Annotated in this window: 20 protein-coding genes and 2 pseudogenes; 8 read left to right on the plus strand and 14 right to left on the minus strand. The window is 65.4% G+C overall.

Annotated features, from left to right (window positions below; all coding sequences use genetic code 11):
- Positions 1-252: 252 nt before the first annotated feature.
- Complete coding sequence (locus PQB87_RS35560) at positions 253-1599, plus strand: MFS transporter (protein ID WP_060067447.1); 1347 nt, start codon at positions 253-255, stop codon at positions 1597-1599.
- Between the two features lie 177 nt (positions 1600-1776).
- Here the strand turns inward: PQB87_RS35560 and PQB87_RS35565 are convergent, their stop codons facing one another.
- Positions 1777-2943: a pyridoxal phosphate-dependent aminotransferase gene (locus tag PQB87_RS35565; RefSeq protein WP_489244984.1), complete on the minus strand. Its 1167-nt coding sequence runs from the start codon at positions 2941-2943 to the stop codon at positions 1777-1779.
- 53 nt (positions 2944-2996) lie between these two features.
- Between PQB87_RS35565 and PQB87_RS35570 the strand changes: the two genes are divergently transcribed.
- On the plus strand, positions 2997-3647 hold the full coding sequence (locus PQB87_RS35570) for a GntR family transcriptional regulator (RefSeq protein ID WP_502291569.1): 651 nt from the start codon (positions 2997-2999) through the stop codon (positions 3645-3647).
- 45 nt (positions 3648-3692) lie between these two features.
- Positions 3693-4205: a hypothetical protein gene (locus tag PQB87_RS35575; protein WP_489244987.1), complete on the plus strand. Its 513-nt coding sequence runs from the start codon at positions 3693-3695 to the stop codon at positions 4203-4205.
- Positions 4206-4302: 97 nt separating this feature from the next.
- Here the strand turns inward: PQB87_RS35575 and PQB87_RS35580 are convergent, their stop codons facing one another.
- The 4 genes and pseudogenes from PQB87_RS35580 to PQB87_RS35595 all read right to left on the minus strand — a co-directional run.
- Positions 4303-4947: an NUDIX hydrolase gene (locus PQB87_RS35580; protein WP_489244989.1), complete on the minus strand. Its 645-nt coding sequence runs from the start codon at positions 4945-4947 to the stop codon at positions 4303-4305.
- Between the two features lie 161 nt (positions 4948-5108).
- On the minus strand, positions 5109-5681 hold the full coding sequence (locus PQB87_RS35585; RefSeq protein ID WP_133295599.1) for a hypothetical protein: 573 nt from the start codon (positions 5679-5681) through the stop codon (positions 5109-5111).
- A 199-nt stretch (positions 5682-5880) separates the two neighbouring features.
- Entirely contained in the window at positions 5881-6090 is a 210-nt protein-coding gene (locus PQB87_RS35590) for a hypothetical protein (RefSeq protein WP_059813205.1), read from the minus strand.
- An 81-nt stretch (positions 6091-6171) separates the two neighbouring features.
- Positions 6172-6333: pseudogene (locus PQB87_RS35595) on the minus strand (transposase domain-containing protein); the annotation flags it as partial.
- Between the two features lie 338 nt (positions 6334-6671).
- Between PQB87_RS35595 and PQB87_RS35600 the strand changes: the two are divergent.
- Positions 6672-6866 (plus strand): annotated as a pseudogene (locus PQB87_RS35600) (response regulator transcription factor); the annotation flags it as partial.
- A 122-nt stretch (positions 6867-6988) separates the two neighbouring features.
- On the opposite strand, the gene PQB87_RS35605 reads toward PQB87_RS35600, so the two are convergent.
- From PQB87_RS35605 to PQB87_RS35645, 9 genes are all read right to left on the minus strand, one after another.
- Positions 6989-7288, minus strand: coding sequence for a hypothetical protein (locus tag PQB87_RS35605; RefSeq protein WP_059699531.1), 300 nt, complete (start codon positions 7286-7288; stop codon positions 6989-6991).
- Between the two features lie 128 nt (positions 7289-7416).
- Positions 7417-7725: an EthD family reductase gene (locus PQB87_RS35610; protein ID WP_059555396.1), complete on the minus strand. Its 309-nt coding sequence runs from the start codon at positions 7723-7725 to the stop codon at positions 7417-7419.
- 70 nt (positions 7726-7795) lie between these two features.
- On the minus strand, positions 7796-9277 hold the full coding sequence (locus PQB87_RS35615; RefSeq protein ID WP_489244991.1) for an MFS transporter: 1482 nt from the start codon (positions 9275-9277) through the stop codon (positions 7796-7798).
- Positions 9278-9327: 50 nt separating this feature from the next.
- Entirely contained in the window at positions 9328-9924 is a 597-nt protein-coding gene (locus PQB87_RS35620; protein ID WP_048027395.1) for a TetR/AcrR family transcriptional regulator, read from the minus strand.
- Between the two features lie 131 nt (positions 9925-10055).
- Complete coding sequence (locus PQB87_RS35625) at positions 10056-11528, minus strand: NAD-dependent succinate-semialdehyde dehydrogenase (RefSeq protein WP_060197022.1); 1473 nt, start codon at positions 11526-11528, stop codon at positions 10056-10058.
- Positions 11529-11627: 99 nt separating this feature from the next.
- Complete coding sequence (locus PQB87_RS35630; RefSeq protein WP_006749694.1) at positions 11628-12119, minus strand: Lrp/AsnC family transcriptional regulator; 492 nt, start codon at positions 12117-12119, stop codon at positions 11628-11630.
- An 85-nt stretch (positions 12120-12204) separates the two neighbouring features.
- Entirely contained in the window at positions 12205-13605 is a 1401-nt protein-coding gene (locus PQB87_RS35635; RefSeq protein WP_489244992.1) for an aspartate aminotransferase family protein, read from the minus strand.
- 161 nt (positions 13606-13766) lie between these two features.
- Positions 13767-14693: a 2-hydroxyacid dehydrogenase gene (locus tag PQB87_RS35640; RefSeq protein WP_059555402.1), complete on the minus strand. Its 927-nt coding sequence runs from the start codon at positions 14691-14693 to the stop codon at positions 13767-13769.
- A 12-nt stretch (positions 14694-14705) separates the two neighbouring features.
- On the minus strand, positions 14706-15566 hold the full coding sequence (locus PQB87_RS35645; protein WP_027792827.1) for a GNAT family N-acetyltransferase: 861 nt from the start codon (positions 15564-15566) through the stop codon (positions 14706-14708).
- Between the two features lie 431 nt (positions 15567-15997).
- On the opposite strand from PQB87_RS35645, the gene PQB87_RS35650 reads away from it, so the two are divergent.
- From PQB87_RS35650 to PQB87_RS35665, 4 genes are all read left to right on the plus strand, one after another.
- Positions 15998-16666 (plus strand): haloacid dehalogenase type II, encoded by a 669-nt coding sequence (locus PQB87_RS35650; RefSeq protein ID WP_111939448.1) that lies wholly within the window; start codon positions 15998-16000, stop codon positions 16664-16666.
- Positions 16667-16840: 174 nt separating this feature from the next.
- A complete protein-coding gene (locus tag PQB87_RS35655; RefSeq protein ID WP_048027390.1) occupies positions 16841-18379 on the plus strand; it encodes a methyl-accepting chemotaxis protein in 1539 nt (512 codons plus the stop codon).
- Positions 18380-19256: 877 nt separating this feature from the next.
- A complete protein-coding gene (locus PQB87_RS35660; RefSeq protein WP_318828865.1) occupies positions 19257-20843 on the plus strand; it encodes an ABC transporter substrate-binding protein in 1587 nt (528 codons plus the stop codon).
- Positions 20844-20922: 79 nt separating this feature from the next.
- Positions 20923-21876 carry an ABC transporter permease gene (locus tag PQB87_RS35665; protein WP_060375682.1) on the plus strand — a complete coding sequence of 318 codons (954 nt, stop codon included), beginning with the start codon at positions 20923-20925 and terminating at the stop codon, positions 21874-21876.
- Positions 21877-21886: the final 10 nt, after the last annotated feature.

Below are 21886 nucleotides of genomic sequence, written 5' to 3' on the forward strand. Positions count from 1 at the left end.
TGCGGCATACCGCGCAGGCGGGGCGCGGCGTGCCCGCCGCGGTGAGAGTCGCACTAGGGAAACCACGCGTCCGGCGGCACTTGTACACGCGTGTCGCCGCATGCTACCTTCGAATGTGTTACCGGTATCAGCTTGCCGATCGCTCCCGTCGCCTCGTCGGCTTTTTTTGGGTACCGGATGTTACCGGTAACATCGATGCGCGCAGCGCACGCGACGGTACGAAGAAGATCGACCCAATCAGGAGACAGACCGATGCCATCCCTTACGCAGGCCGCTGCCGCACCGGCCGCGGCCGACTCGTCCGAAGACGCCCTTTACCGCAAGGTCATGCGGCGCATCCTGCCGTTGCTGCTGCTCTGTTACGTCGTGGCCTACCTGGACCGCGTCAACGTGGGCTTCGCGAAGCTGCAGATGCTCGACGACCTGAACCTGAGCGACGGCGTCTATGCGCTCGGCGCCAGCATCTTCTTCTGGGGCTATTTCCTGTTCGAGATGCCCAGCAACCTGCTGCTGCACCGCTACGGCGCGCGCTTCTGGATCGCGCGGATCATGATCACGTGGGGCATCGTGTCGTCGTCGATGGCGTTCATCGTGCCGCTCGCGCAGTTCTTCCACGTGCAGACGACCACGATGTTCTACACGCTGCGCTTCCTGCTGGGGCTGTGCGAAGCGGGTTTTTTCCCGGGCGTCATCCTGTACCTGAACTACTGGTTCCCGGCGCGGCGCCAGAGCGTGGCGATGTCGGGCTTCCTGGTCGCGATCCCGCTGAGCCTGACGCTCGGCAGCGTGCTGTCCGGCTGGCTGATGGAGCAGACGCACGGCCTGTCGGGCATGAGCGGCTGGCAATGGATGCTGCTGCTCGAAGGGCTGCCGTCGATCGTGGTGGCGTTCATCGTGCTGGCCTGCCTCGGCGACGGCCCGCAGACGGCGAAGTGGCTGTCCGCCGACGAAAAGGCGGTGCTGTCGCGCAACCTCGAATCCGAGGCCGCGCACAAGTCGCACAGCATCGGCGCCGCGCTGCGCAGCCCGCGCGTCTGGTTGCTCACCTTCATTCTGCTGACGTTCAATACCGGTTTCTACGGGCTGGCCTTCTGGCTGCCGTCGATCATCCGCGCGTCGGGCGTGCACAGCCCGCTGCACATCGGCGTGCTGACGGCCATTCCTTACCTGACGGCGATCTTCGCGATGGTGTGGAACGCGTCGCACTCGCGCAAGACCGGCGAACGCCGCCTGCATGCGGCGATTCCCGCGCTGATCGGCGGCGTCTTCCTGATCCTGAGCGCGGCGTTCGCGCACAACGTGGCGCTGTCGATCGTATTCCTGACCATTGCCACCTGCGGCATCCTCGCGCTGATGCCGATCTACTGGACCTTTCCGGGGCAGATCCTGTCCGGCACGGCCGCGGCCGCCGGCATCGCACTGATCAATTCGGTGGGGAACCTGTCCGGCTTCACGGGCTCGATGATCACCGGCGTCGCCAAGCAGATGACCGGCAACATCAACAACGGGACTTATGCGCTGGGCGCTTGCTTGCTAATCAGCTGCGTGTTGATCGCGTCGATTCCGAGCGATATCCTGCGGCCGCCGGTGGGGCGGTAGGGCGTTCGCGCGACGTTACGTCCGGCCGGGGCGGGGGCATCGTGCCGCCTCGGCGCCGGATGCATCACGTCGCGCGGATCGATCTTGTGTGAGTTTGCTCGCCCACCACACGCGGTATTCCGTCTACTTCCACCCAGGGACGCCCGGCGCGCGACTCCGCTTTCTCGTGAGCGGCCGTCATGCGTCCTCCAGTGCGAAGCGCACCTTGTCCCCGAGCGTGCGCAACCGGTCGACCGGTTCGTTCGAGAACACGAAACGGACGTACTGCTCGCCGTGGGCGACGCCCCATCCGGTCATGGCCGTCGCACATACGCCCCGGCGCAGCAACCGCTCCGACATCTGCGATCCGGTCAGACCGAAATCGGCGACGCGCAGCAGCATCGACCAGCCGCCCGCCGGCATGCCGAACGGGAGTCCCGACAGTTCGGCGGCGACCGTATCCCGCCGTCTCTCCAGTTCGCTCACGTAGCCAGGCAGATCGGATGCGGAATGTTCGAGCGCAACCGCCGCGGCCTCCTGGGCTATGCCGACCGGTACCACGACGTTGGCGAGCGACACGGCCACCAGATCCGGAATCAGCCATTCCGGCGCGACGATCCAGCCGACCCGCCAGCCGATCATGCGCAACTCTTTCGACGCCGCGCCGACCGTGACCGTACGCTCGGCCATGCCGGGCAGGCCGGCGGGATGGATGACCGTGCGTCCGTCGAAGAGCAGCCGTTCCATCGCGCTGTCGAGGATCAGCAGCAGATCGTTCTGCACGCACAGGCTCGCGATCAGTTGCCAGTCGGACGCATCGAAAAAGCCGCCCGACGGCATCGACGGCGACATCAGCAGCATGGCCCGCGTTTTCGGACCGATTGCTGCCCGCAGTGCTGCCTGGTCCAGCTTCCATTCGCCGCCCGGCGTGAAGGTGAACGGGACTTGCTTGGGCACACCGCCCGCCAGGCGGATGCGGTTCAGCAGACCGGCGTACGTCGGATCGGTGACGATGATTTCGTCGCCCGTCTCGACGGTGGCGAGCAGCGTATTCAGAATGCCGGAGAGTCCGCCCGCCGACACCACCACCTGGTCGGCCGTGAAGCGCTGCCCCGAAAGCGCCGACACGTGGGCGGCAGCGCTCGCGCGCAGCCGATCCTGACCGACGAAGGGCAAATAGGAGTTGGCCGAGTCTCGCTGGATGGCTTCTCGGGTGAAGGCCAGCGCTTCTGAAGTGGGTGGGAGGTCGGTGTCGAGATTTTCGAGTCGCAAAAAGTCGACGTCGGCATGATCGGCGATCGACCCCATGCGATCGACGCCGATGCCGGCAATGTGCTGCAGACGGACAGGACGGTGGTGGCGCATCGAGCCTCCGGGTTTGTTACAATTTAATAGATAATCTATGCATGGTGGTCGGAATGAATTTGGAAGTCAAGGAGGATCGCTCGCTGGCCGATCGGATCGCCAGCGCATTGGCGGACCGCATCATCTCGGGCGTCATCGCGCCGGGGGAGTGGCTGCGTCAGGACCACATCGCGGCAGAGTTCGGCGCGAGTCATGTGCCGGTACGCGAGGCGTTCAGACGGCTGGAAGCGCAGGGGTTGGCCGTGGTGGAACCGCGACGGGGCGTGCGGGCGGCGCCGCTCGAGCCGGCGGACGTGCTTGAAATGGCGAAGATGCGTGCGGCTTTCGAGGCGCTGGCGCTGCGTGAGGCGATTCCCGCGCTCGACGCACGGGCGCTGGAGGAACTCGATGTGATCCTCGATCAAGAGGCCGCGGCGCGCGGCATAGCCGTGCTGGGCACGCTGAACCTGAGGTTTCATCGGGCGTTGACCGCGCCGTGCGGGATGCCGCGGCTCGTCGCCGCGATCGGCGACATGCATCGGGCCAGTTCACGGCATCTGTATGCGACGTGGCAGCAACTCGACTGGCAGGATCGCTCGAACGACGAACATCGGGACATCGTTCGGGCGATACGCGAGGGGGATGTGGACGCGGCGTGTGCGGCGCTGTCCGCGCATATTCTGGCTGCGGGGGATGCGCTGGCTCAGGCGTTGCGTGGGCGGTAGGGATGTGGGTCAGGCCGGGGGCATTGACCGGTGCGGAAGGCTGGTATGGGGAATGGCTGGCGTTTTCTCTGGGGTAGCTATAGTCAAACGCGTCGGGCGGCATCCGGCCAGATGCGGTCAGTCGACAGGCCAGCGCAGATCGTCGACGAGTTGTTTGAACCGGAGAGAATTACCTTGGGAATAAACGAAGACATCTGGGATATACGCGGCTGCGGCATTGTACGCTGCGGAGTTTTACCATTTCCGGCGCCGAGTCCCGCTGCTGTAGCGAAAGCGTTCGAGTTGCGCGATGACGACGCCTGTTACCGCGAAATCGATGAAAGTGAGGCACGTTGGATTATTGCTGAGGCGCTACATCGCGACCAAGCGTACCGCGCTGAATTAATGACCGCGGCTCAGGCGGAACAGCTGACAGCAGAATTTCTTGAGCAGTTCGGCGCTCAAGCTCGGTACTTCACCCATAACGGGTATTCGGTTACCGAAGCCACGTTCGACACAGGGGTCCTCGTGATCGGTGCCCTTCAGTCCGGTTGTCTCTGGGTCGAAGACGAGGATTGAGATGGTGACCGCCGCCTCGGAATGGCTCCCCTGTCGTATTGATCGGCATTCGGCCAGATGCCGTCATTCGGATCGAACTAACATTCACCCGAAAACCTTACGCCTTGCGATTTAGAATGTGAAAACACAAATACTCCAAAATGCAGTAGTACCAACCTATATTGTCATCGTTCTTCATTGATTCTATATTGGCCCAGTCATTTTTGTTAGAAAAACTCCAGCGCCAAACCCATTTCAGCTCGTTATCGGCCGGCCACTCTTTTATACCGTGCTTCCTTGCATATAAAGTTATTTCTGAATACGTTTTAATGTCTCTGCGCATAATCGCCCCGACAATATCCCTGGAATTAGGTAGGGCGATTTCTGATATATTACTCCACGTATTTTTCACATCTTCTTCGCTTGCGCAAAAATATACTGCCGAAAAAGCATAGTTCGTTGCATTGGGCGGCAATGCCTCACCGTTCACATTGAATTTCACTGTTTCCGGCGGATTATTATCGGGGCTAAGCGGCAAATTGAATCCAGTTTCCTCCAGGAACTCGCGCCTAGCACCGTCCTCGATGTTAGGTTCCTCTAGCTTGCCTCCAGGCAATGCATATTCTCCGGGACCGCTATTTATCGTCCACCCAAGCGCATTGACCTTCCCCCCGCCGGCTTGGGTATAATATGACTTCATCTGCTTTTTAGCCATTAGAAACGTACCGCTTTTATCGTATAAGACGGCATAAACAGAAGCCATGATGCCTCCAAAATTTTATTTTGTGCACGATGCCGTTCCGCATTGATTCGACTGCCGAACGATCGATGTTGCGAGATTTGACCGATCTATTTCCGCTCTGCCGATGGCGGGCTACGCCCGCCATCAGTGTCCCCAACAGTTGAGGTTCACGAAATTTAAGCTCAGCCCTGCACTGTCAGTACCTTCCATGTGCCGCTGCCGCCGTCACGATTGGCGAGACGCGAACCCGTGACCAAATATTGGAAGGGTTTATTATTACCTGCGCCGTTGGTGTCCAGAACGCCTGCCAAATTATTAAAATTAGCCACCAAAATTATGTTGTCCTCGTAATTCAAGCCGACATCTTTGCCGCTTTTTTTGGTGGTAATAATGATGGTCCAGTTGATAGTAACCAGAGCATCATCCGTATCAGTGGTTGTTGCCACGGGGTAGCCGGAATCGCTCGGGGCATAGCTGTTGAATAATGCCAAATTACCACCATCACTAGCATTTACCAGGGTAATCGTATCGCCACTATAAACGGAGCTGCCGTCACCAGAGGATTCCACCAACCCTATTGTCCATTGCGTTTCATTTACATAATCGCTAAATGACTTGTACGTTCCAATGGGGTCCAGGGCGCTGGTTATACTCGTAGTCTGTTTGGTATTGATGCCGAGATAGCTGGGATTACCTTCACCTCCGTAAAGATTGCTAATGCGGATATTCTTGCCATATTGCACATAATTTGACATTTTCGTTCTCCGGTTTTCAATTTGACGACGAATGCGACCTAGCCATCATGATTTTGGCAAAAAATTCAAATCCGCTTGAATTCACGGCGCAAAATAAGAAAGCCCGCGCACAAAAAAATATAGAAGCTCGTGCGCGGAAGATCAATTACACTCAATTACACGAAATAAATATAAATTAAGAAATAAAATAACTCGCCATTCAGCAATAACGAGTACCCCACATAGCACGCACCAAAAACAACCGGGAGGCGTGTTGCCGCACACCCCCGCGGTCGCCCTGCTCAAGGGTCTGCGCGAGCCGCCGCAAGATCGCAGCGGCCGCAGGCGACGGTGTGTTGTCGACCTGCCGAGCGCGCGCGGTATCGCTGCGCGTAAATTCCTTGAGTGTGAAGTGCGGTGTGAGTTGCATGTGGCGATCCAAACTGCGATCCACGAACGACGTCCCTCAGAGTAAATCGGTGGAGCGCTTGAGGTGCGGTAAGGAAGTGGATCAGCGCAGGTCGGCCGGCATTTTCCAGGGCAGCAGCGCGTCGTAGTCGTCGACGGTGGTCGCCAGCGGGAGGCGTTGGAACAGCCAGGTGAGATAGCGATACGGGTCGATGCCGTTGGCCTTGCAGGTCTCGACGAGCGAGTACAGATTGGCACTCGCGTTAGGGGACGTGGCGTTGCTGGATCGACGTATTAGGCCGGGCGGTCGCTTGCGTCGCGTCGACGCCGGGGCTATCCGGATCATCAGTCACTCTGGGCGGGAAAAACAGGGGGCGCGGCTGCTTTTTTAGGGGAGGTCCTAGAACCTGCACATCTGATAACTCCTATTATCAGATGGGCGACTTTTGCTTGTCAGATTCCCGGCTACACTTGCTCCTGACCCTTAACCCGTGGGGCAGGGCGCGCAATCGCCGCGTGCCGGGCCGATTCGACAGGCCGACCCTCCACCGTGATATGCGTGACGTTTTCCGTACCGCGCAGCACATCCCGACGTCGGCCGTTGGCCCGCGCCTGTCCGCGCGGGAAATCGACGTCCTGCGGGCAATTTCCCGCGGCGCGAGCAACAAGCAGGTTGCGCAGGCGCTCGCGATGAGTCCGAGCACGGTGCGCACCCATGTCGAGAAGGCGTTCCGCAAGCTCGAATGTTCGACGCGCGCCGCGGCGACCCTCAAGGCGTCGGCGCTGGGGCTGCTCTGACGCGCTCCGCGACGCGGATTCGCTTTCGTGTGTGCGCGGACGGCCCGTCGGGCCGGCGCGACCTTTGACGCTCCGCCTGTCCGGTGGCTTATCCCGCGTATCGAAGATGGCGGTTGCACCATTCAAGTCGACCAGTCGTTGATCCGCTCCCTGCGATCCGAGGCTGTCGCGTCGGTGTCGGCCCAACCGTACCCCAACGTCGCGATTGCGAAGTAGACGGCACCGACGGCTTCGCAGGAAAGCAGCGCACCGGCCAGCGCCATTCGCGCTCCACCCGAGACCATTTGCGCCGGCGCGTCGGCGTGTTTCCCGCGATGCACTGCGGTGCCGATCCGAAACAGGCCCGACACGATAGCGAGCACGCCGAACGCACGCGGCAGGCCGCTCGCCAATGCGACGATGAAGATCTGACGTCCCGACATTGCAGTGATCCTCCCGGTCCGGTATCGCGTGACGGTTGCCTATCCTGACACCCGATCGTTCGCGGCGCCATCGGACAAGTGACCGATGGCGCCGGCCGAAACCGATGCATGGCGGCGCGCGATCGCCACTACGACACGCGCGGGAACACGTCCGTGATGAGTCGATCGGGTTCGATGTCGGTGAACGCATCGATATCTGCCATGACGTCTGCCGTCTCCGCGGACGCGAACGCAGCGTCCAGCGCAGCACTGTCCTTGAAACGGCACATCGCCACGACGATCAGTTCGCTATCCTCACGTGCTGGAAAGAAAGCGTCGATAGCGTCGAGCCCGTACGGCTTCCAGGATTTTTCCACCAGCGGAATGTGTCGTTCGACGTAGTAACGGGCATCGAATCGCGTGCCCGCGGCTCGGCGATAGGAGACGATGAAATACACGAAGAACCTCCAGGTCGGACTGACGCGGCGATGAATGTCGGTACGGGAAAATACGGGCAAATACAAACGATCACGGCCGTTCGCGTTCGGGGCCGAAGCGCGGACGCGCGGCGGCCCGCATCGACGTGTGCGCGGCGCCCGCCCGTGCAAGCGAGATGCCCAGCGCGGCGCCCACGGCGAGGAACACCGAGATCGACAGCAGTGCGACGATGAACGCATGCGCGATGGCCGCCGGATCGTGGCGCGTGCCGAGCGTCGTATAGAAAATGCCGCCGATGATCGCCACGCTCAGCGACGTGCTGACCTGCAGCGTCGAGCTGGCGATGCCGGCGATCATGCCGGACAGCGCCGGTGCGACGCGCCCCGTCACCATGCGCATGAGCGTCGGCAGCGCGAGACCTTGTCCGAAACCGATGACGAAGAGCACGACGGCGAGCGGCGCGGCAGCGAGCGGCATCCCGATCGGCGTGGCATCGATCAACCACGCGAGGCCGACGAGCCCGACGATCTCCAGACTCATGCCGAACGGATTGACGTAAGCGCCGATGACACGCGTGCAGGCAGGCGTCGACAACGGGCCGAGCAGGAACCCGACGCCGAACGGCAAGAACACGAGGCCCGCGCTCAGTGCGTCGACGTGCAACGCATTCTGCAGATACACCGAGAACAGCAGGAAGAACGCGCCGATCGAGTACAGCAGCAGCGCGATCAGCAACGCGCGGCCGAGCCCCGGTGCGCGCAGCGCGGCCGGATCGAGCAGCGGTGCGCCGCCGCGGCTGCCCAGCCGGCGCTCGTAGCGCCAGAAGAACCCGGCGAGGGCCGGCACCGCGAGCAGCGACACCCATGCCCATACGGGCCAGCCTGCCTCGCGCCCCTCGATCAGCGGCACGATCAGCGCGCCCAGCGTCAGCATCGACAGCGCCGTGCCGCCGAGGTCGAGCTTGCGCGCATGCTGCGCACGCGTTTCCTTCAACAGCGGAATCCCGAACAGGACGACCAGCATCGCCAGCGGCAGGTTGACGAGGAAGATCGTGCGCCAGCCCAGATTCAACAGATTCAGCGAGATCAGGATCCCGCCCAGCGCCTGCCCGACCACGGCGGCGAGGCCGAATACCGCGCCGTACAAGCTGAGCGCGAGCGGCTTTTCCGCTTCGGGGAAGATCGCCTGGATCGAAGCGAGCGCCTGCGGCGCCATGATCGCGGCCGTCACGCCCTGCAACGCGCGGCCGACGATGAGCGTCCACGGCGAACTGGCGAAACCGCACAGCGTCGAGGCGATCGCAAAGCCGATCAACCCGAGGAAAAACACGCGGCCGCGGCCGAACAGGTCGCCCAATCGCCCGCCGGTGATCAGCGTCACCGCGTACAGGCCCGCATACGATGAAATGACGAGTTGCTCGGCCGACGACGAGGCGCCCAGTTCCGCGCGGATCGACGGCAGCGCGACGTTGACGATGAAGAAATCCAGCGGCGGCAGGAACGCGCCGACGAGCAGGACCGCAAACATCGCCCAGCGGCGCGGGTCGGGTGATACGGGGTCATTCCATGACATGGACGGTTCTCCATACGGAACCAATCGGTTCCAAATTGGGTAAAAAAATATCAGTCGAGGATGCGCATCGTGCGATCGACCAGCGCGAGCATGTCCTGCTCCGACACGCCGGTTTTGCCCAGCACGCGCATGCCCTCGATCTGGCAGACGAGCAAACGTGCCAGCACCTGCTCGTCCTGCTCGGCGATCTCGCCGCTCGCCTGGCCACGGACGATCGCACCGGCATAGAGCTGTTGCAGCCGCCGGAACATGCGCCCGGTGCGCTCCGCGACATCCGCGTCGCGCGCGGCCAGTTCCGTGGTCATCGCGACCGCGAGACATCCGCGCCGGCCCGCCTCGCCGACGGACAGGCGCGCATAGCGCAGCAGCGAATCGCGAATCGCATCCTTGACGGCGCCGGGTTGCGACAGAATGTCCGCGGTCGCCTTGAGCCCGTCGGCCATGTACAGGTCGAGCGCCGCCAGCAGCAGCGCCTTCTTGTCGCCGAACGCCTTGTACAGGCTACCGCGCGACAGGCCGGTGCCGGCCATCAGGTCGGGCAGGGACGCGCCTTCGTATCCGCGGTCCCAGAAAACGTCCATCGCGTCGCGCGCGGCATCGCCAAGTTCGAATTCGCGTGGGCGGCCCACGCCAGCCGGATTTGCCATTGATCGGTGTCGCAAACGATGCGGTGCCAAAAGTTGGATGCATTATATGGACCGATCGGTTCCGATGTCAACGCATGCCCGTCGACCGGGCGCGGCGAGGGCCGCCTCGCGGACGGCCCGGATTCATCGGATCAGTCGAGCCCGCCCTGGCACAGGTACTTGATCGACAGATAATCGTCGAGCCCGTAGCGCGAGCCTTCGCGACCATAACCCGATTCCTTCACGCCGCCGAACGGTGCGGCCTCGCTCGCGAGCGCGCCTTCGTTGATCCCGACGATGCCCGTTTCAAGCCGCGCCGACACGCGCGCGATCCGGCGCACGTCCTGCGTATAGAAATACGCGGCGAGCCCGAACGGCGTGTCGTTCGCGGCATCGACCGCTTCGTCCTCGGTGTCGAAGCGGAACAGCGCGGCGACCGGGCCGAACGTTTCCTCGCAGGTCAGCTGCATGTCGGCGGTGGCGTCGGCGAGCACCGTCGGCGCGTAATAGTTGGGGCCGAGTTCGGCCAGACGCTTGCCGCCGGCGAGCACGCGCGCGCCGCGCTCGATGGCGTCGCCGACGTGGCGGGCAATCTTGTCCACCGCACGCGCGTTGATCATCGGGCCGATCTGCGCGGCCGGGTCGGTCGCCGGCGCGACCTTCAGCGCGGCGACGCGCGCCGCGAGCTTCGCGGCGAATGCGTCGTAGACGCCGGCCTGCACGTAGACGCGATTCGGCGACACGCACGTCTGCCCGCCGTTGCGGAACTTGGCGGCCATCAGCCCGTCGACCGCGGCATCGAGCTCGGCGTCGTCGAAGACGATGAACGGCGCGTTGCCGCCGAGCTCCAGCGACAGCTTCTTCAACGTCGCCGCCGACTCGCGCGCCAGCAGCTTGCCGACAGGCGTCGAGCCGGTGAACGTGATCTTGCGCACGCGGCCGTCGGCGAGCCAGTCGGCCACTGCATCGATGCCACGTTCGCGCGACGCGGCGATCAGGTTCAGCACCCCGGGCGGCACGCCGGCTTCCTGTGCGAGAAACGCGAGCGCGAGCGCGGTCAGCGGCGTGTCCTCCGCCGGCTTCGCGACCACCGTGCAGCCGGCCGCGAGGGCGGGCGCGATCTTGCGCGCGATCATGGCGAGCGGGAAGTTCCACGGCGTGATCGCGGCGACGATGCCGATCGGCTCCTTCACCGCGCTCAGCCGCTTGCCGCGCTGCTGCTGCGGAATCAGGTCGCCATACGTGCGTGTCGCTTCCTCGGCGAACCACAGCACGTACGACGCGCCGTATGCGACTTCACCGCGCGCTTCCGCGAGCGGCTTGCCCTGTTCGCGCGACATCAGCTTCGCGAGATCGTCGGTATGCGCAACGATCGCGGCATGCCATGCGCGCAGGATCGCCGCCCGTTCGCGGGCGGGTGTCGCGCGCCATGCGGGCAACGCGCGCGCGGCCGCGTCCGTTGCGGCGCGCGCGTCGGCGGCGCCGCTGTCGGGTGCGTGCGCGACGATGTCGAGCGTCGCGGGATCGACGACGTCGAAGCGACGGCCGTCGAGCGCATCGCGCCACGTTCCGTCGATCAGGTTGGCGGTGCGAACGAGTTCGGTTCGGGACAGCGTAAGCGGCATGACAGGTCCTTGGAGGAAGCGGGTCGGCGAAGGCGCGGGCGCGCGGCTACCCCGCGCGGACAGCACGTTGCCGCGTTCGGGGTTGCCGCACGCCGCCCGTCAGTGACGTTCGCCGAACAGCGATTCGAGCGGGTAGTGCCGTTTGACGAACGGCGATTTGATGATCACGTAACTGAAATACTTCTCGATGCCGATGTTCTGCTCGAGCAGCCCTTCGACGATCGTCTGGTAATGGCTGACGCTGCGCGTGATGAACTTCAGCAGATAGTCGTAGCCGCCGCTCGCGAGGTGGCATTCGACGATCTCGTCGACGTTGCGGATCGCCGCGACGAAGCGGTCGAAGTCCTCGCGCCGGTGGTCGGCCAGCGTGACCTCGGTGAACACGACCTGCACGTCGCCGAGCTTCTCGAGCTGGATGTGCGCGCCGTAGCCGCCGATGTAGCCGGCCTTCTCGAGCCGCTTCACGCGGATCAGGCAGGGGCTCGGCGACAGCCCGACCGCATCCGCCAGCTCGACGTTGGTCATGCGGCCGCGCTTCTGCAACTGGGAGAGGATGCGCAGGTCGATGCGATCCAGCTTGCTGTCCGTCATGTTCACGTGAGTCGGAAAAAATGGAATGTCCGGTTACTTTAGAGTCGAACGATGGCCGCCACAAGCCCGGCTTTCCCTTGGCCGGTCAGGCCGGCTGCGCGTGCGCGGCGTCGAGGGCGCGCTGCACGCCCGGATCGGCCAGCACGTCGTCGAGCGTCTTGCGCACGCGTTCGAACATCAGGTCGAACTCGCCCGCGGTGAAGCTCAGCGCCGGCGCGAAGCCGAGCACGCCGTCGCCGAACGCGCGAAACACCACGCCGTTCGCGTAGGCGGCCGCCGCGATCTTGTCCGGCAGGTTCAGCGCCGCGTCGAAGCGCGTCTTGTGCGCCTTGTCGGCGACCAGCTCGAGTGCGCCGAGCAGGCCGGCCGACCGCGCGTCGCCGACGAGCGGATGCGCGCGCAGCGCATCGAGCCCCGCCGCGAAGCGCGGCGCCAGCGCCTGGCCGTTCGCGAGCAGCCCGCCTTCGTGATAGAGCTTCAGCACCTCGAGGCCGATCGCCGCGCTGACCGGGTGCGCGGAATACGTATGGCCGTGCCCGACCGCGGCCGACTCCGCACGGCTGCCCGCGATCCCTTCGTAGACTTCGTCGGACATCAGCACCGCGCCCATCGGCGCATAGCCGGCCGTCAGCCCCTTCGCGACGGTCATCAGGTCCGGATCGACCTGTTCGGTCTCGCACGCGAACAGCGGGCCCGTGCGGCCGAAGCCGGTGATCACCTCGTCGGCGACGAACAGGATGCCGAGGCGCCGGCACGCGTCGCGCATCGCCTTCAGCCACCCGGCCGGCGGCACGATCACGCCGCCGGAGCCCTGCACGGGTTCGCAGAAGAACGCGGCGACGTTGTCGGCGCCGAGTTCGGCAACCTTGGCTTCCAGCGCGGCCACCGACGCGGCGATCAGCGCCTGCGGATCGCCGCCGAGCGGATGGCGGTACGGGTAGGGCGACGGGATGTGGTGCTGGTCCGCGCGCGGCAGGTCGAAATGGCGGTGGAACGCGGGCAGCGCGGTCAGGCCCGCGCCGATCGACGACGAGCCGTGATAACCGCGCTCGAGCGCAATCATCTGCTTCTTCGACGGGCGGCCTGTCGCGTTGAAATAGTGCGTGATGAAGCGCACCGCGGAATCGATCGCGTCCGAGCCGCCGAGCGTGAAGTACACGCGGTTCAGCGACGGCGGCGCGAGCGCCGCGAGCCGTTCGGCCAGCTCGATCGCGGGCTGCGAGCCGAAATGGAAATAGCCGGTCGCGTAGGGCAGTTTCGCCAGCTGGCTGGCGGCGGCCTTCACGATGCTGTCGCGGCCGTAGCCGACGTTGACGCACCACAGGCCCGAGAACGCATCGAGCAGCGTGTGGCCCGCGGCGTCGCGCAGGAACACGCCGTCGGCGGATTCGAGCACGGTGACGCCGCGCGCCTCGTGCGCACGATAGTTGACGACGGGGTGGATCAGGTGTTGACGATCAGCTTCGATCAGCGCGGCGTGGTTCATGGCAGGGCGGGACTCTCGTCGGGTGTCAGCGATGAGTTCATGCTACCGGGCGAGCCATTCTCATGCGTTTTCAATTTGCAGTCTGAAACATACGAACGCGGCGTTTGTGCGGGGCGCTGCGGCATTTTCTGCTGCGCGCCCCGCTGGGCCGGGCACACGCGTCAGTAGCCGCGCGCGCGATCGACGACGCCGATCATCGGCTGCCCCGCGCGATGGCGCGCGAGGTTCGCGAGCACGGCCTCGACCGCGGTGTCCGGCCGCGTCGCGCTCGCGATGTGCGGCGTGATCCGGATGCGCGGGTGCGTCCAGAACGGATGGCCGGCCGGCAACGGTTCGGGGTCCGTCACGTCGAGGATCGCGCTGTCGAGCCGGCCGCTCGCGAGCCCCGCGAGCAGCGCGGTTTCGTCGAGCTGCGGGCCGCGCCCGACCTGCACGAGCGACGCGCCCGCCGGCAGCGCATCGAACACGCGTGCGCCGAGCAGCCCGCGCGTATCGTCGGTGAGCGGGAGCAGGCAGATCAGGATGTCGGTGCGGGCGAGGAACGCATCGAGTGCCGCGTCGCCCGCGTAGCAGTCGATGCCGTCGAGCGTGCGCGGCGTGCGGCTCCAGCCGGCGCACGGGAAGCCGAAGCGGCGCAGCGTATCGAGCACGGCCTGGCCGAGCGTGCCGAGCCCGAGCACGCCGACGCGCCGCGACGCGGCCGCGCGCACCGGCTGCTCGCGCCACACTTGCGCGCGCTGCTGCGCCGCGTAGTCGAGCAGGTCGCGGTGGATCGTCAGCACAGCCTGCGTCACGTATTCGACCATGCCTTCGACGATGCCCGGCTCGATCATCCGCACGACCGGAATATGCGCAGGCACGCGCGACAGGTCGAACTGATCGATGCCGGCGCCGACCGAGAACACGACTTCGAGATTCGGCAGCAGCGTGGCCGGATCGTCGGGCGGCTGCCACGCGGCGAGATAACGGACGGCTTCAGGATCGCCGAGGTCCGGCCAGATCCGGAACGGCAGCTCGGGCGCCTGCTGCGCGAAGCGCTGTGCCCATTGCGCACCGCGCACCGGGTCGGCCTTGTAGAGAAAGCTCATCGTCGGTACCGCTCAACCGAGGGCCTGGTTCACGATCGCGAACGCGCGCAGCGCCGGGTCGCGCGCGGGCGTTGCGCCGCGCGCCATGGCGACGACGGTGTCGACGCGCGGCAGACCGAGCCCCTGCAGCCAGTCGGACAGCCCGCTGTCGCCCGGCACGTCGAGCCGCACGAACTTCCCTTCGTGCAGCGCGAGCCAATGGCTGATCAGCGCCTGCGCGCGCTGCGCGTCCGGCGCGACCACCGGGCCGATCGCATGGCCGCGGCCGAAGCGGCGGAACAGCGCGAAGCCGAGCAGTTCGCCGTCGCGATCGAGCGCGATGCCGTTCGCGACGCCGAGCAGCGCCTCGATCACCTCGTCGCGCCGATAACCCGCGGCCCGCGACGCGAGCGCGGCAAGTCGCGGGCCGTCGTTTGCGCCGATGGGCCGCAGGCGCTCGCCGGGCGGCAGCGATATCAGCGGCGGCTGGAAGGCGGCACCCTGGTGCTGGTCGATCGTATCGATCACCTCGAACCCGAATTTCGCGTACAGCGGCTCGCCGGCCGGCGTCGCGTGCAGAAAAATGGTTCGCGTGCCGAAGCTGTCGACCACGCGGGTGAGCAGTTCGCGCCCGATGCCGCGGCCCTGGTGCTCGGGCGACACGATGACCATGCCGAGCGATGCGTGCGCTTCGCCGAAGCGCCAGCCGAGCGCGGTGCCGACGATGCCGGTTTCGTCCTCGGCGACGAAGCCGTCGCCGAGCTGGAGCACGAAGCGCCAGTCGTCGAGCCGGTGCGGCCATTTGACTGCTTCCGACAGACGATGCGCGGCGGGCAGGTCGGTTTCGGCGAACCGACGATAAATAAGCGTGCGGGAAGGGTTGAGATCGGACACGCTGGACTCCGGATGGGTAGGAATGACATATCGACTCTGCCAGCGACACCGCGGCACGGATAGGATGATTCGCCTGTTTTCCGGCGACGGCGGGCGGCCGTGCAAGATCGACGCAAACCGGCTCGATCGGCGCGTGCGAACGCGCGGATCGTGCCGCCGCGGCCCGTCAATCCGACAGCGCCTGCTGTGGGAACGGCACTACGATGAAAACACCGGTGTCGCGGCCGCTTGCCGGCGAGCCGCCCCGCCGGTGCGGCGGGCGCGCGCCGGCAAGCGCCGCAGATCGTGCTGCCCGCGCCGCGCAACACGCGGCGATTCTGCGTTTTGGGCGGCGTCGAACGACGTGCGCCGGGTTTTTTGCCCTGATTCAATTTCGTACCACCCAGCCCGTCCCCGGCCCCGCCGGGGCTTCACACCGACAGGACGTCACCATGATCCAATTTGAACCGAAGTACATCACGTTCGACTGCTACGGCACGCTGACCCGCTTCCAGATGGCGGACCTGGCGCGCGAGATCTACGCGGACCGGCTCTCGCCGGTCGCGATGGAGGAATTCGTGTGTGCGTTCGCCGCTTACCGGCTCGACGAGGTGCTCGGCGCATGGAAGCCGTACCGCGACGTCGTCGTCAACGCGATCCGGCGCACCTGCGCGCGAGTCGGCGTGAAGTTCGACGAAGCCGAGGCCGAGCGCTTCTATCATGCGGTGCCGACGTGGGGCCCGCATCCGGACGTGCCGGCGGGCCTGTCGCGGCTCGCGACCAAGTACAAGCTCGTGATCCTGTCGAACGCGATGGACGAGCAGATCATGAGCAACGTCGACAAGCTCGGCGCGCCGTTCCATGCGGTGTTCACCGCGCAGCAGGCGCAGTCGTACAAGCCGCGGATGCAGGGCTTCGAGTACATGTTCGGCAAGCTCGGCTGCAAGCCCGAGGACGTGCTGCACGTGTCGTCGAGCCTGCGTTACGACCTGATGACGGCCGAGGATCTGGGCATCAAGCACAAGGCGTTCGTCAATCGCGGCCACGAGCCGGGCACGCCGTTCTACAACTATTACGAAGTGTCGGATATCGGCCATCTCGCGACGCAGCTCGGCCTGTAAGCCGCCGGGGCCGGCCGATCCATCGCGCGACGGGACGCGGCCGCGATGCCGGCGCGCCCCGTCACGCGTTCGATCAGCGTACGAAACGAGGGTAATTACCGATATCGAGTCGTTCAAGGCGGGGCCGCCCCGGCCGATATATGTACCGAACGGTTAATATTTCGAGGCCCCCGCATGAAGTTGTCCACCAAACTGCTGATGCTCGTCGCCGCGGCGCTGCTCGGCGTCGTCCTGCTCGCCGCGTTGTCGCTGCACACGCTGCGCGACGCGCTGATCGACAGCCGCCGCGAAGAGATCGTCATTCTGCTGACCAAGGCCGAGCATCTGGTCGATTCGTATCGCGCGCTGCAGACGAGCGGCACGCTCACGCAGGAGCAGGCGCAGCAGCAGGCCAAGGCCGCGCTGGCCGCGCTCAACGCGAATTCGAAGAGCTACTTCTGGGTCACGACGTCCGACGGCGTCAACCTCGTGCACCCGAACGCGAAATTCATCGGCACGCGCGCGAAAGGCAACCGCACGACCAGCGGCATGACCGACAGCGAGGCGTACCGCGCGGGGATGGCGCAGGCGCATTTCGCGCTCGTCGACGTGCTGATCAAGCGTAGCCCGGACGCGGACCTGGAGCCGAAGCTGCAGGGCGTGGTCGCGATTCCGGACTGGAACTGGTGGATCGGCACCGGATTTTTCTACGACGACATCAACGCGGCGTTTGCCCGGCTCGCGATGGTGCTCGGCGCCGTCGCGCTCGTCATCGCCGCGGCGCTCGCGGCCATCGCCTGGGGCGTGCTGCGCAGCGTCAGGCGCACGCTGGGCGGCGAGCCCGCGCATGCGACGCAGATCGCCGCCCGCATCGCGGCCGGCGAACTGGACGTGCAGTTCGATACGGCGCACGCCGCGCCCGGCAGCCTGCTCGTCGCGCTGGGCGACATGAAGGCGCGGCTGACCGACACCATCGCCGAGATCCAGACCACGACCCACTCGATCGCCACCGGCACCGGCGAGATCGCGCAAGGCAACCTGGATCTGTCGCAGCGCACGGAGCAGCAGGCCGCGTCGCTACAGGAAACGGCGGCGAGCATGGAGCAGATCACGTCCACGGTCAAACAGAACGCCGACAACGCGCGCCAGGCGAATGCGCTCGTGGCCCAGGCCAAGGATGCGACCGAACTCGGCGGCGCCGCCGTGCAGGCGGTCGTCGAAACGATGCGGCAGATCTCGGATGGGTCGGTGCGGATCGCCGACATTACCGTCGTGATCGAAAGCATCGCATTCCAGACCAACATTCTCGCGCTCAACGCCGCGGTGGAAGCCGCGCGGGCCGGCGAGGAAGGGCGCGGGTTCGCCGTCGTCGCGTCGGAAGTCCGCTCGCTCGCGCAACGCAGCGCCGCGGCCGCGAAGGACATCAAGGGCTTGATCGACGCGTCGGTCGAGCGGGCCGGCAGCGGCAGCCGGCTCGTCGAGACGGCCGGCGAGCGCATGACGGAGATCGTCCGGTCGATCGACCGGGTGGCCGGCATCATGGGCGAGATTTCAGCGGCGTCGGCCGAGCAAAGCACCGGCATCGAACAGATCGGGCTGGCGGTCGCGCAAATGGACGAAGTCACCCAGCAGAACGCCGCGCTCGTCGAGCAGGCGGCGGCCGCCGCTTCGTCGCTGGACGAGCAGGCGGCGCGCCTGCGGGCCGCCGTATCGGTATTCCGGCTCGCTGCCTGACGGCTTCGCGCCGCTCACTGCCGGCCAGCGCATCATCGCGCCTGCCTCGCGCCGCGCCGGCATGCGCCCGGCGTGCGCGCCGACATGCCGGTGACGCGCGCGTCGCCGCATGGCGATACGATTCCTGACGACTGCACGACTGCACGACTGCACGACTGCACGACTGCACGACTGCACGACTGCACGACTGCACGACTGCACGACTGCACGACTGCACGACTGCACGACTGCACGACTGCACGACTGCACGACTGCACGACTGCACGACTGCACGACTGCACGACTGCACGGCCGCACGGCCGCACGGCCGCACGGCCGCACGGGTCCGGTTTCCCGGCGGCCCCGTCATCCTCCCGTCTTCCCGCCAAGCCGTTCCGATCGAGCGGCATTCTTCTGAACTTTCCCGCGCGACGTCCCGTCGCGATCCCCACCGTCGACGCCCGTGCATGCGGCGATCTGCCGCAATACACCGTGCGTTTCGGCCGTCATCGGCATGCGGACACGCATTCGACACAAACGTGCGGTTTGCGTGTGCCAAACGCGCGCCGGATGCCGAACGGACAATTTTGTCGGCGCAATCTGCGGCGGCTGCGGCCTTACGATTTCCTGCATCGACACGGGTTGGGCAGCCGCCGTGACACGCCGCCGGGCACACGGCGACACGTGGGCGCACGCAGCAATTCATGCTGCGCGGGCGGCTCAAAACGGTCGATTCGTATCGTGCGGGCGGGCCGAATCGCGACAAACCGCATTTTGGCGATGCTTAAATGAATTGCATGTGTACGACGTTGCGCCCGCTACCAGCAAGCGGGCACTGCGGGATTCGAGAACCACGCTGGACCCCAGGACCCACTTTCAACAGTCAGGAGCAGTTCGGATGAGCGACGATATCGACAACGGCGGCGGCAACGGTGGTTTCACTCGCCGCGACATGATGAAGGTCATGGCGGCGAGCGGCATGATGGCCGCCGGCGCCGGCGGACTCCTGATGAACCCCGCGTCCGCATTCGCGGCGCCCGCGGCGAAACGCGGCGGCAAGATCCGGGTCGCGAACGAATCCGGTTCGACGGCCGATACGCTCGACCCGGCCAAGGGCTCGACCGGCGCCGACTACATTCGCTTCTTCATGTTCTACAGCGGCCTCACGCAGCTCGATGCGAGCCTGACGCCGCAGATGAACCTCGCCGAGTCGCTGCAGACCACCGATGCGAAGACGTGGGTCATCAAGCTGCGCAAGGGCGTCACGTTCCACGACGGCAAGCCGGTCGGCCCGGCCGACGTGGTGTATTCGCTGATGCGCCACAAGAACGCCGCCACCGCATCGAAGGTCAAGCCGCTCGCCGACCAGTTCGCCGACGCGAAGGCGAGCGGGCCGGACGAAGTCACGCTCACGCTGGTCAGCGCGAATGCCGATCTGCCGGTGATCCTCGCGACGCCGCAGCTCGTGATCGTCAAGGACGGCACGACCGACTTCAGCACCGGCATCGGTTGCGGCCCTTACAAGCTCAAATCGTTCAAGCCGGGCGTGTCGACCGTCGGCGTGCGCAACGACAGCTACTTCAAGCCGGGCCGGCCGTATCTCGACGAGATCGAGCTGATCGGCATTGGCGACAGCGCCGCGCGCCTGAACGCGCTGCTGTCGGGCGACGTGCACCTGATCAACGCGATCGATCCGCGCTCGACGCAGCGGGTCTCGTCGACGCCGGGCTACGCGCTGAAGGAAACCAAGTCGGGCCTCTATACCGACCTGATCATGCGCAGCGACAACCCGATCGTCTCGAATCCCGATTTCGTCGAAGGGATGAAGTACCTGTTCGATCGCGAGCAGATCCGCTCGGCGGTGTTCCGCGGCTACTCGGTGATCGGCAACGACCAGCCGATTCCGCCGGGGCATCGTTATTTCAACGCGTCGCTGCCGCAGCGCGCGCACGATCCGGACAAGGCGAAATTCCTGCTCCAGAAGGCGGGCGCGCTGGGCGTCACGCTGCCGCCGATGTATGCGACGTCCGACGCGAACGGGTCGGTCGAGATGGCCGTGCTGCTGCAGCAGGCCGGCCAGAAGATCGGGCTGAACCTGCAGGTCAACCGCGCGTCGCCCGACGGCTACTGGTCGAACCACTGGATGAAGCACCCGCTCACCTTCGGCAACATCAACCCGCGCTCGAGCGCCGACGTGCTGTTCACGCAGTTCTTCAAGTCGGATGCGCCGTGGAACGAGTCGGGCTGGAAGAACGCGAAGTTCGACCAGCTGCTGCTCGCCGCGCGTTCGGAAACCGACGACGCGAAGCGCAAGCAGATGTACGGCGACATGCAGGTGATCGTGGCGCAGCAGGGGCGGGTCGGCATTCCGGCTTTCATCAGCTTCCTCGACGGTTATGACAAGAGGCTCGCCGGTCTCGGTTCGATCCCGACCGGCGGGATGATGGGCTTCATGTTCGCCGAGCACGTGTGGTGGAACGCGTGACGTCGTTGCTGGCGGCCGCCGTGCGGCCGGTGCGGGCGACCGCGCCGGCCACGCGCGGCCTTTTCGGGAGTGTCGCTTCATGAACCGAATTCTCATCGGCCTGATCGTCCGACGCATCGCGGTCACCGCGCTGACGTTGCTGATCGTGTCCGCGATCATCTTCACGATCACGAACCTGCTGCCCGGCGACGCCGCGCAGGCCGCGCTCGGCCAGTCGGCGACACCGGAGACGGTTGCCGCGCTGCGCCAGCAGTTCGGCCTCGACATGCCCGCGCACGTGCGTTACGTGCACTGGCTCGCCGGCCTGATGCACGGCGATTTCGGCCGTTCGCTGTCCGGCGACATGCCGGTGTCGGAGATGATCGGCGGACGCCTGCCGAAGTCGCTCACGCTTGCGGCGATCACGACCGCCGTGTCGGTGCCGATCGCGCTGCTGCTCGGCATCCTCGCGGCGGTCAAGCGCGAGTCGCTGGTCGACCGCGTGATCAGTCTCGGCACGCTGTCGCTCGTCGCGACGCCGGAGTTCCTGATCGCGACCGTCGCCGTGCTCGTGTTCGCCGTGAAGCTGCGCTGGCTGTCCGCGTTGTCGTACAGCGGCGAGATCGAAAGCCTGCACGATTTCCTGCGTGCGTATGCGATGCCGGTGCTGACGCTGTGCGCGGTCGTGATCGCGCAGATGGCACGCATGACGCGCGCCGCGGTGATCGAGCAGCTGAGCGCGTCGTATGTCGAGATGGCCGTGCTCAAGGGCGCGAGCCCCGCACGCGTCGTGCTGCGCCATGCGTTGCCGAACGCGATCGGCCCGATCGCCAATGCGATCGCGTTGAGCCTGTCGTATCTGCTCGGCGGCGTGATCGTCGTCGAGACGATCTTCAACTATCCGGGCCTCGCGAGCCTGATGGTCGACGCCGTCAGCAACCGCGATTTTCCGTTGGTCCAGGCGTGCACGATGATCTTCTGCGTTGCGTACCTGACGCTCGTGCTGTTCGCCGACCTGTGCTCGATCGTGTCGAACCCGCGACTGCGGACCTGACCGTCCCGTC

This window comes from Burkholderia sp. KL41, from assembly GCF_057005415.2.

Bases quoted from the DNA above. Each gene is read 5' to 3' on its own strand.
- PQB87_RS35570 (WP_502291569.1), top strand. From the start codon at position 2,997: ATGAATTTGGAAGTCAAGGAGGATCGCTCGCTGGCCGATCGGATCGCC.
- PQB87_RS35660 (WP_318828865.1), top strand. From the start codon at position 19,257: ATGAGCGACGATATCGACAACGGCGGCGGCAACGGTGGTTTCACTCGC.
- PQB87_RS35590 (WP_059813205.1), bottom strand. From the start codon at position 6,090: ATGCAACTCACACCGCACTTCACACTCAAGGAATTTACGCGCAGCGAT.
- PQB87_RS35665 (WP_060375682.1), top strand. From the start codon at position 20,923: ATGAACCGAATTCTCATCGGCCTGATCGTCCGACGCATCGCGGTCACC.
- PQB87_RS35625 (WP_060197022.1), bottom strand. From the start codon at position 11,528: ATGCCGCTTACGCTGTCCCGAACCGAACTCGTTCGCACCGCCAACCTG.
- PQB87_RS35580 (WP_489244989.1), bottom strand. From the start codon at position 4,947: ATGGCTTCTGTTTATGCCGTCTTATACGATAAAAGCGGTACGTTTCTA.
- PQB87_RS35565 (WP_489244984.1), bottom strand. From the start codon at position 2,943: ATGCGCCACCACCGTCCTGTCCGTCTGCAGCACATTGCCGGCATCGGC.
- PQB87_RS35585 (WP_133295599.1), bottom strand. From the start codon at position 5,681: ATGTCAAATTATGTGCAATATGGCAAGAATATCCGCATTAGCAATCTT.
- PQB87_RS35635 (WP_489244992.1), bottom strand. From the start codon at position 13,605: ATGAACCACGCCGCGCTGATCGAAGCTGATCGTCAACACCTGATCCAC.
- PQB87_RS35620 (WP_048027395.1), bottom strand. From the start codon at position 9,924: ATGGCAAATCCGGCTGGCGTGGGCCGCCCACGCGAATTCGAACTTGGC.
- PQB87_RS35605 (WP_059699531.1), bottom strand. From the start codon at position 7,288: ATGTCGGGACGTCAGATCTTCATCGTCGCATTGGCGAGCGGCCTGCCG.
- PQB87_RS35650 (WP_111939448.1), top strand. From the start codon at position 15,998: ATGATCCAATTTGAACCGAAGTACATCACGTTCGACTGCTACGGCACG.
- PQB87_RS35575 (WP_489244987.1), top strand. From the start codon at position 3,693: ATGGGGAATGGCTGGCGTTTTCTCTGGGGTAGCTATAGTCAAACGCGT.
- PQB87_RS35560 (WP_060067447.1), top strand. From the start codon at position 253: ATGCCATCCCTTACGCAGGCCGCTGCCGCACCGGCCGCGGCCGACTCG.
- PQB87_RS35655 (WP_048027390.1), top strand. From the start codon at position 16,841: ATGAAGTTGTCCACCAAACTGCTGATGCTCGTCGCCGCGGCGCTGCTC.
- PQB87_RS35640 (WP_059555402.1), bottom strand. From the start codon at position 14,693: ATGAGCTTTCTCTACAAGGCCGACCCGGTGCGCGGTGCGCAATGGGCA.
- PQB87_RS35615 (WP_489244991.1), bottom strand. From the start codon at position 9,277: ATGTCATGGAATGACCCCGTATCACCCGACCCGCGCCGCTGGGCGATG.
- PQB87_RS35630 (WP_006749694.1), bottom strand. From the start codon at position 12,119: ATGACGGACAGCAAGCTGGATCGCATCGACCTGCGCATCCTCTCCCAG.